This window comes from Flavobacterium sp. (assembly GCF_027482425.1).
Lineage (GTDB): Bacteria > Bacteroidota > Bacteroidia > Flavobacteriales > Flavobacteriaceae > Flavobacterium.
Map to the genome: position 1 here is coordinate 61,325 of NZ_JAIXWA010000054.1, position 15,075 is coordinate 76,399.

The window sequence follows — 15,075 nt, forward strand, 5'->3', positions numbered from 1 at the left end:
CCTTTTTGAAAGCCAACAATAATCCTATTTTTTAACCTATCGATAAAATAATTACTTTTTGTTTTCACGTTACAAAACAACCCAACAGATTCCAAAAATCTGCTGGGTTAATATTATTTTACACCTTATTCATTCACCACTTCCACCCATTGTCCCTTAGTTCGGGCAATGAATTCATGATCGTACATCGCTTCACATTGTAATCCGGGCAAATAGTATTTCCCAAGATAGGAAGCGTTCAATAACAACTTAAACGTTCGGGTTTCACCGCCTTTTAGACCAAAATAATAGTTGGCACGATCATCGCGAATATCCATATAATCTACGGTATTTCCTGTTGCATTGCCGTAGTCGGTATACCTTGTATTCACAATTTCAAATCCTGAAGGGATGATTTGGGTTAATGCAATATTTTCCACATAATCATTCTTCAAATTCGTTAACGTAACAACAGCAATAAATTCAGTACCCTGTGCAATTTTAGTTATATCTATTTTATTGCCTTTACGGTCTTTAAATACCAAAGAAGCTTTTACATTATTTTCCATTGGTTTTTCTTTTCCTACCGGAAGAATGCCGCTATTGTAGACACGGACAAATAAGGTGTTTTTCAAATTGTTTTTCAAGGTGACTTTGTTTGACCCGTTTTGAACGATTAAAGTGCGTTGCGAAAGCGATTTTGCTGAATTGATCGTTTCCGAATTCCCTTTTTGTATCACATTGACATTTATTCCTTTTCCGCCATTAAATTCAGCAAATTTTGACATGGCATATAAAGAATAAGCCGTTGTTTGCGTACTCATCCATTCGTCAGAAGCCATGTTTTTGGCCAATTTAGTTGCCAATTGAAATGCTTTCGCTTTTTGACCCAAAAGTAGTAATGTCTCTAATGCCATAGCACGATTGCGTTCCCGCGAACCATAATAATAGTCGTAATAGCGGTCATCCGAATATTCTTCGTCTATTTTTGCTCGAGACAATAAGGCCATCCCCGCATTGTTTTGTTTTATCAACGCAAAGGTTGCCGCTAAACGCAATTTGGCTTCATTCGAGATATCACGGGTTTCTCGCAATCGGTTCATCGAAGCCAAATCGGGATTTCCTGCCAAAGCCAACGTATACAATCGATAGGCTTGCGCGATATCGTTATGACTTTCGAAACGCCATTGTTTGGCAGCCCGTTGTTGGTAAGCAATCCATTTCGCTTTAAATGTTGGGGGCAAAGCATACCCTTTTTTCTCAGCTTCAATCATAAAATGACCTGCATAACTGCTTCCCCAATCGTCGGAATAGTTACTACCGGGCCAATAACTCAAACCGCCACTCGCTGTTTGGAATTTAGACAAACGCTGTATTCCTGCGGCAACATTTCGTTGGATACGATTTTTGCGACTCGTGTCCAAATCCATTATATCCATCAAATACAACTGTGGGAAAACCGAGGATGTCGTTTGCTCTACACATCCATGGGGATATTGAATCAAATACTCCATACGACGACCAAAATCAACGGTAGGCATGGACGAAATTTCGACTACCGCTTTATTACTTCCCGTAATTCCGAAGGTTTTCCAATTCACCGTTTTACTCGAGTTCGGACTTAAAACCACGTCAGTATAAGCAGTCGTTACCGGATTCGGATTAAAAATATCGACTTCAATTTCATAAACAGAGCGCTCTTTACCCGAGGTAGCAATGACTTGTACTTTTCCAATGCCTGTGACATTGGCAATTTTCAAATTGAAATACGCCATTTTTTCATCGGGACGTGCAAAAGTTACCGATTGCGTTGCTTTACTGGCGAGAACAATGCCACCACTCGTTTTTACTTGAACCGTTACATTTTTCACCTGATTTTCCATGGCGAAAAGGGTAACGGGTAAGGTCACTTGTTCAGAAGGTGTCACTTTTCTTGGGAATGAGGCTAAAACCATCAAGGGACTACGTACAGGCGTTGTTTTTTCCACACTTCCATAGGCATTACTCTCGGCATTGGCGGCAACCACCATGGTGCGCACCGAGCCGATGTATTTCGGCAACTTGATTTCGTGGGTTTTTTCGGCGCCTTTTTCCAATTTAAACGGGCCCAAGAATACAACCACAGGTTTGAATCGGTTGGCTTTTTTCGATTTGCCACCGCCCGCATCGGCATCTCCACCAATACTGAAAACCTGATTCACACGACCACCATAGGCTCCAATCACATCATTGTAAATATCCCAAGTTCGCACACCCAAGGCTTCGCGTTTGTAAAAATCATCCCATGCGTTGGGGGTTTGGAAACGGGTAAGATCCAATAACCCTTCATCGACTATTGCGATGGTATAGGTCATCGATTTGCCTTGTTGTTCACTCACTTTTATGTTTACAGTTTGCTCGGGTTTTAATACTTCAGGCATCGTAATTTTAGGCTGTAAAACCGTTGACTTATCCGTTACTCCAATAGGAACCACACCATACATACGTATCGGCGCATCGTTTTTGGTAGAGGCATGCGGTTGTAATAAGGTTACATTGATGTATACATTGGGCGCCATATCTGCAGTAATGGGTACATCCACTGTGGTTTCACCTGATTTTGTTTTGGTCCAAAGGGTTTTTACAACTTTAGAACCATTTTCTATCGAAATTAAAGCCCGTCCACCATCACTGGAAGGCAAAAAGACTTTGGCGGTTTCGCCTACTGCATATTCTTTTTTATCGGTATTAAAACGTAAAACAGTAGCACCATCACCATCGACATTACGGGAACGCGAGGACCAATACGGATAATCCAAAAACACAGTGGTTCCCGAGGCATGTCCACCAGTTGGGTCCACGACACGAACCAAATAGCGACCCCAATCGTCACCAGGTACTGAAAATACTACTTGACCACGACCCGATGCATCGGTATTGATTCGGAACAATTTATACGAAGTCGTCACATTCGCCGTGTTGTAATTGGATAAATCTTCATTGGAAGCATCCCACCACCAACGCGATTCCAAACGGTAGACGCGAACTTCCAAGTTTTTCACCCCAACCGGATTCCCGTTTTCATTCACCGAAATAATTTCATAACGGTTGTTTTTATCCGTTTCAATCAATCCGTATTTATTGGGGTCGGGTGCTTTGATACCCACATAGGTTTTGTACGGGGAATAATTTACGGCTGCCACATCGGTACTGACATCGCCACCCTGTTCGTAGACTTTGGTAATGAATGCCGCGCGAAGCATGCCTGGTGCTTGTCCTTGAATAGTCGGATTTATAGGAATTGAAACCTGTCCATTTTCGTTGATTTTTCCCGAGAAAATATTGATTTCTTCTGTGGAAAATTTACGGGAAGGATCGTCAAAAATATAATTCGAATACCCTTTGAAAGTGGTAACTTGTTGCGAGAATTTGGCTTGCACTTCGGTTTTCAAATTTTTTGCCACCGCACCATGCAACCATGTCACTTGAACGGTATTGGTGTTTTTTTCACCCGCAGAAAGCATTTTGCCATTAAAGCTATTTTTGATTTTTAAGCGGTTGGGCTTAATGGTTTCAATTTTAATGCTTTTATAAAAATGAGCACCACCAACACTAATCCGTGCTTCCCAATTACCCGTGGGCGCATCGACTTCGGTAGGAATTGTAAAGGCATAATGATTCAACTCGTTTTTAGTTTGAACCGTTTGGTATACCGTTTTGCCTTTGGGGTCGTTAAAACGCAATTTTATGGGATGGTTTTCAGGAAGTTTATTGTTGTTGTCATTCAAAATAAAGGACAAATACACATTATCTCCTGGGCGCCACACACCGCGTTCTCCGTAGATGTAGCCTTTCAGCCCTTTTTGTAAACTTTCACCCGAAACATCGAAATTACTTACCGACAATGAAAGTTCGTCATCCAGCTTGACATACGTACTTTGATCGCCTTTGGAAACTACCGCGAAGTATGCCATTTTTGTCAACTCAAAGGTTGCCATTCCCTCACCATCCGTGTTGGCTTCCGCTAATTTTTGTTGTTGGAAATTAAATAATTCTACTTTTGCACCCGATTCTGGGTCGGTTGTCACAATATTACTCACCGCAACCGTCACCGATTTGTTATTACCGCGTTTCACGATGACCCCTAAATCTGTTGCTAAAATATTGGTACCGCGTTTGGTGTTGTAATAATAATAATCGGAACACGGATCTTGACTTTCCATCCAGTTGTAATCCTCTTCATAATAATAGTAATAGCCGCCACCGCCACTGTAATTTACATCGTCTTCATTTTCTTCTTCTTCCTCCTCATTGGACGATTCCTCCGAACTGCCTTCACATTTGTACAAAGCATATTTTTTACGGAAGGAAAATTCTACCCGGTAAATCGCTCCAGGTTCGGGTTCGATAATTTTGGAAATATCCAGCGCATAGGTATTCCATTTGTTGTAATTATAGAGATTGTTCTGCTTGAGTTGCAGTGTGGTTTTCGCGATGGGCTGACTCACACGACGCAGGTTTTGCGTGCCGTTGAGTTCGTTGTCTTGCAAAAACTGAAGGATATTGTTCTTGTAAATTTTATAAATTTTGACATCGACTGCATTCAAACTTGCGGCTTCAAAATTCACTTTTAAATTATTCGAACTCGGAAGAATACTCCCGCTTTTCACTAATTTCACTCCTGGCTTGATCGGGTCGAAAATGAGTGTTTCAGTATAATTTTCTTTGAGTTTGAAACCATCACTACTTTCGATTCCAGCAAAAACTTCTACTAATTTATTGGCCGAAATCATTTTGGGTTCTTCCTCTTCTTCATAATCCGACACCTCATCGGATGTATCGATGACCATGGTTGTGTCTACCACTGCAGCAACTGTGTCCACCGCAACTTCTTCAGTGTCTACGGCTTCGTTTTGTGCCGTTTTTTGAGTGTTCGTTGTGGATACTACATTGTCAAAATAGACTTTGAGTACATTCCCCATCGTACTAAATTTTAAGTTATCGGTATTTTGAATATTGACCAATCCCGCAAAGTTTTGGTCTTTTTTTAACGGGTCTGAAAAATTGATCAGTATCGATTGATTGTTTTCATCCCCAGAAGTGATATGCACCACTTTAAATTGGTTTTTCCCAGGGATTTTAATTTCCACAAAACCTTCTTGATCTTCAACGTCAGCATCATCCCCATCCCATTTTAAGGTGATGGTACTTTCATCATCAAAGCGTTGAATGCTGTCAATAAGGAATTTGAATTCGGTGGGCGAACTCATCTCCTTGTCGAGTTTTACTTTTAAATCATCCCCATTTTGCGTAGCGCTGAGAATTTTTTGAGCTAACTCAAAATCCATTTCATCTGCGGTGCGAATCGTTCCATATTGATAATAATAGTCCTTGTTGTACGATTGTAAATCTTGGGTTTGAATGATAAAGTCTTGTTTGATAGTTTTGAATGAAAAATTAAAAGCTTGCAGTTTTTCATCGGAAACAGTCGTCAGTTTCTCCAAATTCAACGTCACTTGGTACAAGGTGTTTTGGTCCAAAGGTTCGTCAGGAATAAAAGCAATGGTGTTGGAAGAAAGCATTTTCACCTTTCCATCGACACTTGGGGAAATAGAGAAGAGATCATCGTCCAATTCTTGTTCGGGATTCCAGTCCTTTTTTTGGAAGGCCAGTTGCACTCGAATGTCGGATTTCGCAGGAATAAAACCTGAGGTAAAACCAGAAATGTACGCTTTGAAAAGCATAGGGTCGGAATCAAAATCGGCTGCTGATTTTTTCGAACAAGCGGCTAGGGTCACTACGACCATGAGCACAGACAGAAACTTAAAAGTTTTCATAAAAGGGTGAATGAAGATACGTTTATGTATGGGTTGGTGGGTTGCGGAATGGCAAAGAAGGGTACTGGTTGAGCAAATAGGTTAGCGTCGTTTTTTAAAAAAATCTTTCATTAATTGGGCACATTGTTCGGCCATCACTCCTGCAACCACTTCGGTTTTAGGATGTAACTGCGTACCAAGGGTCATAAATCCCCGTTGTTCATCACGAGCGCCAAACACAATTTTGGAAATCTGACTCCAATACAGCGCGCCAGCACACATTTGACAAGGCTCTAAAGTTACATACAACGTACAGCCTTTTAGGTATTTGCCTCCAATAAAATTGGCCGCCGCTGTAATGGCTTGCATTTCTGCATGTGCGGTAACATCGTTGAGCATTTCGGTTAGATTATGACTTCGGGCAATGACCCGATTCTCTACTACAATAATCGCGCCAACCGGAATTTCACCTTTCTCAAAAGCATTTTCAGCCTCTACCAAGGCTTTTTTCATGAAGTATTCGTCGGTGAAAATAGGTTCCATAAAACAAAAATAGGAATTCAATTTGTACCTTTGACTCATGGGGCAACATTTACTCGCACAAATTCAATCTCCGTCCGATTTACGGCAACTCGATATTGCGCAATTGGAGCAACTCGCTCAGGAATTGCGCGAAAAAATCATTGGTGTTGTGGCGGTAAAAGAAGGACATTTGGGAGCAAGTTTAGGTGTTGTAGAATTGACCATTGCGCTACATTATGTGTTCAATACCCCCAACGATTTGTTGGTGTGGGATGTGGGACACCAAGCCTACGGACATAAAATTTTAACCGGCCGCCGGGATCAATTTGAAACCAATCGGCAAAAAGGCGGGATATCGGGGTTTCCCAAACGCTCCGAAAGCGTCTATGATACCTTTGGCGTAGGCCATTCCTCTACCTCTATTTCTGCCGCTTTAGGAATGGCGATTGCTTCCCAGTTGAAAGGCGAACAGCGGTCACATATTGCCGTAATTGGGGATGCGTCGATTGCGAGCGGAATGGCCTTTGAAGGATTGAATCATGCGGGTGTAACCGATGCCGATATTTTGGTGATTTTAAATGATAATGCCATCGGAATTGACCCGAGTGTGGGGGCGTTAAAAACCTATTTAACGGCTGTGAAAGAAGGAAAGAACCCGAAGCAAAACAACATGATCAAGTCGTTGAACTTTGCGTATTCGGGTCCGATAGACGGTCATGATCTACCCACTTTAATCCAAGAGTTGAAGCGTTTGCAAAAGGTAAAAGGGCCAAAGTTTTTACACGTCATCACCACCAAAGGCAAAGGCTTATTACAGGCCGAACAAGATCAAGTCAAGTACCATGCACCGGGTAAGTTTGATGCGGCTACGGGCGAACTCATCACCAAAGAAGAATCTCATTTGCCTTCCAAATTTCAAGATGTTTTCGGACATACTTTGGTTGAACTGGCGCAGCAAAATCCCAAGATTATCGGAATAACTCCAGCCATGCCGTCGGGGAGTTCGATGAAATATATGATGGAAGCCTTTCCCGAACGCGCTTTTGATGTGGGGATAGCCGAGCAACATGCGGTGACGTTGGCTGCAGGAATGGCTACCCAAGGAATGGTGGTGTTTTGCAATATTTATTCCACGTTTCTACAACGGGCGTACGACCAAGTGATTCACGATGTGGCGTTGCAAAATTTACCCGTGATTTTCTGTTTGGACCGTGCTGGTTTGGTGGGAGAAGACGGAGCGACGCATCATGGTGTTTTTGATTTGGCCTATTTGCGCTGTGTACCGAATATAGAAATTGTCGCGCCTTTGGATGAAGTAGAGTTGCGACAACTATTGTATACCGCTTCTTTAGGTTTGGAAAATCCCATTGCTATTCGCTATCCGCGCGGACGAGGAGTGGGTTTGGACTGGAAAAAACCGTTTGAACAAATAGACTATAAGAAAGGAAAGATTTTGCAGCAAGGTTCGGATATTGCCCTAATTTCGACCGGATTTATAGGAAATAACGCCCTCGCGGCTTTAGCCGATTTTGATTCTAAACATAAGGTAAGTTTATATCATTTCGGTTGTGTTAAACCGATAGACGAAGCGCTTTTGCATTCCATTTGTAAGCAACATTGGATCATTATTACGTTAGAAGATGCAACGGTTGAAGGCGGATTGGGTAGTGCAGTTGCTGAATTTGTAACGGCCCATAATTACAAAATTCCCATATGTCGTTTGGGTATTCCTGATGTATTTATTGAACATGGTACTATTGCACAATTGCAGGAATTATGTGGAATTTCGCCACAGGCTATTCAGCAGTTTTTAGGGACTCTTTTAGAAAAATAAACGTGAATTTTAGCCCGGACCTTCCTGACGGAAGGCAAGTTGAAGCGGCAGCTCCCGATGCAAGAGGGACTATAGCGGAAAGCCGGACAGTTCATTATTTATGCACTAAACGTATCGCTCCAAAAAAAAAAAAAACGGACTCTTTTGAAGTCCGTTTTCGTTTTAGTTTTTGATGATTTTTTCGGTGATTTGTATGCTTTCTCCAGTCACTTGTAGGATGTACATTCCCGATTGTAAGTTCCCCATTGGAATTCGGTTTAAAGTCCCGTTGCTCCATTGGTCTTGGTAAACGATACGACCGTGGATATCGATTACCCGAACTTCCAGCGCACTGCTATAGTTAGGGAGTTCTACAAACACCTCGTTGGTCGCCGGGTTGGGATAAACGCGATAGGTAAGGCTATTTTCAAAAATAGAAGTACTCAATGCCGAACAGTTGGGTCCGGGGAGGGGTTGCGTAAAATCTTCTACTTGGTCAGCTGAGTCGTTGCGATTTCCCGAACTTGCATTAAGTCCCAAGCCTCTACGGGCAAAAACCTCCCAAATCATACAATAATCAGCACCGCCGGTAGTGGCTTGATCGGCAGCAATTAGGGCATCGCGGGCTTCTGTAAAGGAAGGATTACAGGGTTGCAATTTCAATCCGTCCAATACCAATCGCATTGCACGGTTATTTCCACCAGTTCCTGTATATTTATTGTTGTCATACCCATATTTGGCGACATAGGCCCAGGTTAAATCCCAAAGCATGGCACACCAAACCTCACCAATATTGTGGGGTGAGACGGTAGTATTCCCATTGGTGTCGGTGATAAAGTTATCGTTCACTGTGGCAAATGTACTTGGGTTAATCGCCATATCAGTAGTATACGGAAAACGGCGTATACCACCTCCCGTTGTCGGCTGACTTACCGCAAAAGTTCCAATCCCTTTTGGTGTTGTTCCTACATCTCCAGGCTTCATTTGCAACATCAAGGCAAACCAATCCGACCAGCCTTCACCCATTTGCTCTTCATTAGTCAAACAGTTGCTTAAACTCGGTCCCCCTGTCAAACGGTTGGAGATTCCGTGGCCATATTCATGAGCAATAATCCCATTGTCAAAATCGCCATCGGTACTCACAAAAGGAGCGCCGTTGAGTTGTAAGCGAACATTTACCGTATTCCCAAATGTATTTCCGATAAGATTTTCCCCATCGTCAAAACTCATACAAATTGCAGGAATCGTAATGGTAGCATCGGCACCACTCATGCTCACAAATTCGGGTTCGGAGACATTGTTAACGATAATCACCGCCACAGCACCACGCGTTTGTGCATTTTTGACTTTTACGGTGAAGTTGCAATTTCCACGACGAATAATGACGATTTTCCCATTCATCGCCGCTCCATTAGAAGGAGCCACACACCCCTCATTTAAACCTCCTGTACCATCTTGATACAACACCAAATCCGATTGAATAAAGTTGGGGGCTTGCGGCAAACTGACAAAGCCGGGGTTGAAGACATTCTGTACAGCGCGATAATTTCCAGCTACACTAGCCGGACTATTTACGGTTACTGGAAAAATAGGAGGCGCCACATTCCAAACATACATTTGCATGCGAGGACGGGTTCCATCAGAGGGAGTGGAAAAGTTAGCATTGTTAAACGAAGGCGTAGTCGAACGTGAACCGTCTTGCGCATCGGCCCATACAAAATCGGAACCAGATCCGCCGCGCCCAAAATTGTTTTGTTGGAAATTGCCATTCTGCTCATTAAATCCGTATTGGTACCACACATCGTGTAAACAATTGTTCATGTAAAACAAATTGGTCACCGCGGCATTGATGTAGGTATTGGGTAGCACACTCACACCGCCATAAGGGAAGTCAAAAGTGAGACTACTTCCTCCATCGGGCGCATATCCATTTGCCGAAGTATTGGTTGAATGGGCTGTTGGATTGGTGTTGGTATAGTCGGCACGCGCCCAAACATTGTTGCCGCGTGTATAGGTGTATTTTAATGTTGGAATGTTGTCCGAAAGGTTGTTGGTATCATGCCATCCCTTTGGAGAGGCCAATGCATTGGCGGGACTGCTGATAAGTTGAAAAGGACTGTGGTTTGGACTCTCGAACTCAAACGGGATGACGCGGTAATTACCGTTTTGCACTTGTATAGGACTTGCGACTTTTTGAACTGATTTTTCAAAGGAAAAAATAGTGGCAGCCGATTGAGAATTGTCGTGCGGATGATCAAATTGGCATCGTACCGTTAAATCGTTTTTTTGTACTATCAAACCCGAAGCCGCATCGGCATAGAGGCTCCATAAATGCTCTTGGTTGGGACTGTAAAATTCGAAATGCCAAACTTTTTGCAAACGATCGTTGACGGTAAGATAGCCTAAGGTGGCTTGAATAGGGTCATCTATAGCATCGCCGTTCGTGAGCGTTACCTTCGTTAAACTTTCTTGTTTCAGCACCGAAGGGGAAAGGGTATACCCTAACTCTTGCGTCGCTTTCTGGAAAATTGCCGCTGCGGGTTGCGTTTTTGTATTTCGATCAGCTTTTTGCGTAATTCCCGCGATAAAACGATCACCAACTTGAATCACAGTACCCTTTTTTATCCAAACCGTATTTACGGACTCAAAGACAGGCAAGCCGTCAATGGTTTGTCGGATAAAATAATTGGTGATCCCCGTAGATTCAGAAGTGGTTTGACTAACTACTTCCCACTGAGCAATATCAGTTTCGGTCCATTTTTGGACGATTTGTTTCTGTTGTAAAGCCTTTTGAATAGCTTGTTTCGGAATCTCTTGCGCCCAAATACTGCTGCAAAGGGCCAGTAGACCTAAGTAGATTTTTTTCATAGCTGTTGGTTAATCTTTTCAAAATTAACGTAATCTTTTGAAAAAAACAACCAAAGCCCTTTGAGGTTCAGAAAATTAAGAAATGTTAGCCTAGCATTTCGTGGTACAGCACTGCATTTCCATCTGTTAAAAGCGAGATAAAATGGCAAATGTGCATCAATCGATTATACAAACTGCTTTTTTCTAAACGGTGTTTTTCGGGGAGTACTTTTAACAAAAGCGCATCGTAATTGGAGGTTTTTCCCTCGTATTGATGGTTGTAGGCGGTGATAAATTTGTCCAATAAACTATTGATAATTTGGTAGCCTTTCAATTCTTTTTCAATGACCTCCCGACTTTGGTAGATATTTTTGACACTCAATTTGATAATGTCATCCATCTGCGCTTTGTACTTGCTTTTATCAGTGAGCGCATGGTGAAATTCTCCTTTTAAAATGGCTTCTTCATTTGCTAAAAACACGTTTACGGCATCGTTGATGAGGTTTCCAATGGCCAAAGCACGTAGATAACTAATGCGATCTTCCTTGGTAGTTAATGCATTGTATTTGTTCCGGTCAATGGTGTCTTTGACCAAATTAATGAGGTATTCCAGGGCGAAATCCTCGGCCACCAAGCCTAAATTAATACCGTCTTCAAAGTCAATGATGGTGTAACAAATATCATCGGCGGCTTCGACCAAAAAAGCGAGCGGATGACGCAAATAGCGTAAATCTTCGCCCGAGTTTATCTTAAGCAGTCCCAATTCTTCGGCCACTTCTTGAAAAAAAGCTTTATCGGTTTGGAAAAAGCCGAATTTTTTATCGGAAATATTTGCCGTAGGTTTTTTGGGCAAACTTTCTTTTGGATATTTCATAAAAGCACCAAGTGTAGCATACGACAAACGTAACCCTCCTTCAATGCCCGGACGGGTTCCCGTAAGCACCGAAAAGCCATTGGCATTGCCTTCAAAATCGACCAAATCTTGCCATTCTTTGGGACTTAGTTGCTCCTTAAAGCGTTGGCCGTTCCCTCGGGAAAAATATTCCCCAATCGCTTTTTCACCCGAATGACCAAACGGCGGATTACCAATGTCATGGGCCAAAGCAGCGGCGGCGACAATAGCTCCAAAATCATTGGCTTGATAGCCGTGTATGGTGGCGAGGTAAGGATATTTTTCGATGATTTTTTTACCGACCAAACGGCCCAGCGAACGTCCTACCACCGAAACTTCCAAACTGTGCGTAAGGCGCGTATGCACGAAATCGGTTTTGGATAACGGAATCACTTGGGTTTTATCTTGCAAACTGCGAAAAGGCGCCGAGAAAATGATGCGATCGTAATCGACTTCAAATCCCAAACGAGTATCGTCTTGCTCGATGCGTAAGCGTTTGCCCGTGTCGCCTTGACGTTTTAACGATAAAAGTTGTTCCCAAGTCATCATGTAATATTGATTTTTCAGTAATCACAAATGTAAATAAATTCATTATGGGTAATTACCGAACTGTTTTATAAAAAACAGCCGTCATTGCTGACAGCTGTTATCTTAATTTATAATTTAAAATTCCTCATTTATAACAAAACTACGATCCACACATTTCACAGTCCTCAGGACCGGCGTTGCGGGCACGTTCGACCATCAATCGGAATTCTTCGGCTGTCATTTCTCCCGATTCAGGGGCGATAACTTCTACCGCTTGGGGTTCGGGTTGTTGTAGGGTAACCGTAGGTTCTTCTTTTTTCTCGTTGCTCAAGGTGAACTTGATGGCGTCAACCGCCGATTTCGTGCGTAGGTAGTACATACCCGTTTTCAAGCCGCTTTTCCACGCATAGAAGTGCATAGAGGTCAGTTTGGCAAAGGTAGCATCCTGCATAAACAAATTCAACGATTGCGATTGGTCAATGAAATATCCGCGTTGACGAGACATGTCGATAATATCTTTCATTGACATTTCCCAAACGGTCTTATACAATTCTTTCAACTCTTGCGGAATGATGTCGATGTTTTGAATCGAACCGTTGTGGCGCATGATTTCTTGTTTCAAGTTTTCATTCCACAACCCGTGTTTTACCAAGTCTTCCAACAAGTGTTTGTTGACTACGATAAACTCGCCCGACAATACGCGGCGGGTGTAAATATTCGAAGTATAAGGCTCAAAAGCTTCATTGTTTCCAAGAATTTGCGACGTAGAAGCAGTGGGCATTGGGGCCAACAATAAGGAGTTGCGCACCCCGTGTTCCATCACTTCTTTACGCAACGAGGCCCAGTCCCAACGTCCTGATAAGTCGCTGTCTTTCAATCCCCAAAGGTTGTACTGGAATTCCCCTTGCGAAATGGGTGACCCTTGGAAGGTAGAATACGGTCCTTCTTCTTTGGCCAATTCCATCGAAGCGGTGACGGCAGCGAAGTAAATCGTTTCAAAGATTTCTTGGTTCAATTGTTTGGCTTCATCGCTGGTAAAGGGCAAACGCATCATGATAAACGCATCGGCCAATCCTTGCACGCCCAATCCTACAGGACGGTGGCGCATGTTGGAGTTCTCGGCTTCGGGAACGGGGTAGTAGTTGCGGTCGATAACTTTATTCAAGTTGCGTGTCACGCGTTTGGTTACATTGTATAACAATTCGTGGTTGAATTTGCCGTCTTCCACAAACATTGGTAATGAAATGGACGCCAAGTTACATACCGCGATTTCATCTTCCGAAGTGTATTCCAAGATTTCTGTACACAAGTTGGACGAACGAATCGTACCCAAGTTTTTCTGGTTCGATTTACGGTTAGCCGCATCTTTGTACAACATGTAGGGCGTACCCGTTTCGATTTGCGATTCTAAGATTTTCTCCCACAATTCACGTGCACGGATTGTTTTACGTCCTTTGCCTGCTAATTCGTAAGACGTATACAATTCGTCGAATTTCTCCCCATACGTATCATATAGTCCAGGACATTCGTTGGGACACATTAAGGTCCATTCAGCGTCATTTTCTACCCGTTGCATGAACAAATCAGAAATCCACATCGCGAAGAACAAGTCGCGGGCCCGCATTTCTTCTTTTCCGGTATTCTTTTTCAAATCCAAGAATTCGAAGATGTCAGCATGCCAAGGTTCGATGTAAATGGCGAAACTTCCTTTGCGTTTTCCACCGCCTTGGTCTACATAACGGGCCGTATCATTGAAGACACGCAACATCGGAACAATTCCGTTGGACGTTCCGTTGGTGCCACGAATGTACGAACCTGTCGCGCGCACGTTGTGAATCGACAACCCGATACCTCCGGCCGATTGCGAGATTTTTGCCGTTTGTTTCAACGTATCATAAATGCCATCGATACTATCGTCTTTCATGGTCAACAAAAAGCAAGACGACATTTGCGGTTTGGGCGTACCGGCATTAAATAAGGTTGGTGTCGCGTGGGTAAAGAATTTTTTGGACATCAAATCGTAGGTTTCAATCACCGACTGAAGGTCGTTTAAGTGAATGCCCACCGCCACACGCATCAACATGTGTTGCGGACGTTCTACGATTTTGCCATTTATTTTGAGAAGGTAGGAACGCTCTAAGGTTTTAAAACCAAAATAATCGTAATTGAAATCGCGGTTATAGATTACATGAGAATCCAAAAACTCGGCGTTTTCCATAATTACTTGATGTACTTCTTCAGAGAGTAACGGCGCTTCTTGATTGGTTCTTGGGTTCACATAATGAAACATATCGTTCATGGTTTCGGAGAACGATTTTTTCGTGTTTTTGTGCAAGTTGGAAATCGCAATTCGGGCGGCCAACAACGCATAATCGGGGTGGGTTACCGTCATGGCAGCAGCGGTTTCGGCGGCAAGGTTGTCCAATTCAGAAGTGGTAACACCATCATATAAGCCTTCAATTACACGCATGGCTACTTTTACAGCATCGACCATTTCGTTTAGGCCGTAACATAATTTTTTGATACGGTCGGTAATTTTGTCAAACATAACGGGCTCTCTGTGGCCGTCTCTTTTTACTACGTACATATTCGTTTGGTTTTAGGTTATGAGCTAGACAATCCCTTCTCTAACTCGAATTGATTTTTGATGCGAGGCCACGATAGGCTAGCTCGAATCGGTTGGAACTCCTCCCGGAGCT

6 protein-coding genes are annotated in these 15,075 nt (G+C 42.9%); 1 reads left to right on the forward strand and 5 read right to left on the reverse strand.

Going from position 1 to position 15,075, the window contains the following annotated elements:
• Positions 1 to 125: 125 nt before the first annotated feature.
• Positions 126 to 5,795 carry an alpha-2-macroglobulin gene (locus Q0037_RS07630; RefSeq protein WP_297517048.1) on the reverse strand — a complete coding sequence of 1,890 codons (5,670 nt, stop codon included), beginning with the start codon at positions 5,793 to 5,795 and terminating at the stop codon, positions 126 to 128.
• 81 nt (positions 5,796 to 5,876) lie between these two features.
• Positions 5,877 to 6,317 carry a nucleoside deaminase gene (locus Q0037_RS07635; protein WP_297517138.1) on the reverse strand — a complete coding sequence of 147 codons (441 nt, stop codon included), beginning with the start codon at positions 6,315 to 6,317 and terminating at the stop codon, positions 5,877 to 5,879.
• Positions 6,318 to 6,354: 37 nt separating this feature from the next.
• Here Q0037_RS07635 and Q0037_RS07640 point away from each other — a divergent pair, with 37 nt between their 5' ends.
• A complete protein-coding gene (locus tag Q0037_RS07640) occupies positions 6,355 to 8,130 on the forward strand; it encodes a 1-deoxy-D-xylulose-5-phosphate synthase (RefSeq protein WP_297517049.1) in 1,776 nt (591 codons plus the stop codon).
• A gap of 162 nt (positions 8,131 to 8,292) precedes the next feature.
• Here the strand turns inward: Q0037_RS07640 and Q0037_RS07645 are convergent, their stop codons facing one another.
• From Q0037_RS07645 to Q0037_RS07655, 3 genes are all read right to left on the reverse strand, one after another.
• Positions 8,293 to 10,977 (reverse strand): T9SS-dependent M36 family metallopeptidase, encoded by a 2,685-nt coding sequence (locus Q0037_RS07645; RefSeq protein WP_297517050.1) that lies wholly within the window; start codon positions 10,975 to 10,977, stop codon positions 8,293 to 8,295.
• 85 nt (positions 10,978 to 11,062) lie between these two features.
• A complete protein-coding gene (locus Q0037_RS07650) occupies positions 11,063 to 12,394 on the reverse strand; it encodes a deoxyguanosinetriphosphate triphosphohydrolase (protein WP_297517139.1) in 1,332 nt (443 codons plus the stop codon).
• A 142-nt stretch (positions 12,395 to 12,536) separates the two neighbouring features.
• Complete coding sequence (locus tag Q0037_RS07655) at positions 12,537 to 14,963, reverse strand: ribonucleoside-diphosphate reductase subunit alpha (protein ID WP_297517051.1); 2,427 nt, start codon at positions 14,961 to 14,963, stop codon at positions 12,537 to 12,539.
• Positions 14,964 to 15,075: the final 112 nt, after the last annotated feature.

Excerpts from the sequence above, each read along its gene's own strand:
- Q0037_RS07630 (WP_297517048.1), bottom strand. The coding sequence starts at position 5,795 with ATGAAAACTTTTAAGTTTCTGTCTGTGCTCATGGTCGTAGTGACCCTA.
- Q0037_RS07635 (WP_297517138.1), bottom strand. The coding sequence starts at position 6,317 with ATGGAACCTATTTTCACCGACGAATACTTCATGAAAAAAGCCTTGGTA.
- Q0037_RS07640 (WP_297517049.1), top strand. The coding sequence starts at position 6,355 with ATGGGGCAACATTTACTCGCACAAATTCAATCTCCGTCCGATTTACGG.
- Q0037_RS07645 (WP_297517050.1), bottom strand. The coding sequence starts at position 10,977 with ATGAAAAAAATCTACTTAGGTCTACTGGCCCTTTGCAGCAGTATTTGG.
- Q0037_RS07650 (WP_297517139.1), bottom strand. The coding sequence starts at position 12,394 with ATGACTTGGGAACAACTTTTATCGTTAAAACGTCAAGGCGACACGGGC.
- Q0037_RS07655 (WP_297517051.1), bottom strand. The coding sequence starts at position 14,963 with ATGTACGTAGTAAAAAGAGACGGCCACAGAGAGCCCGTTATGTTTGAC.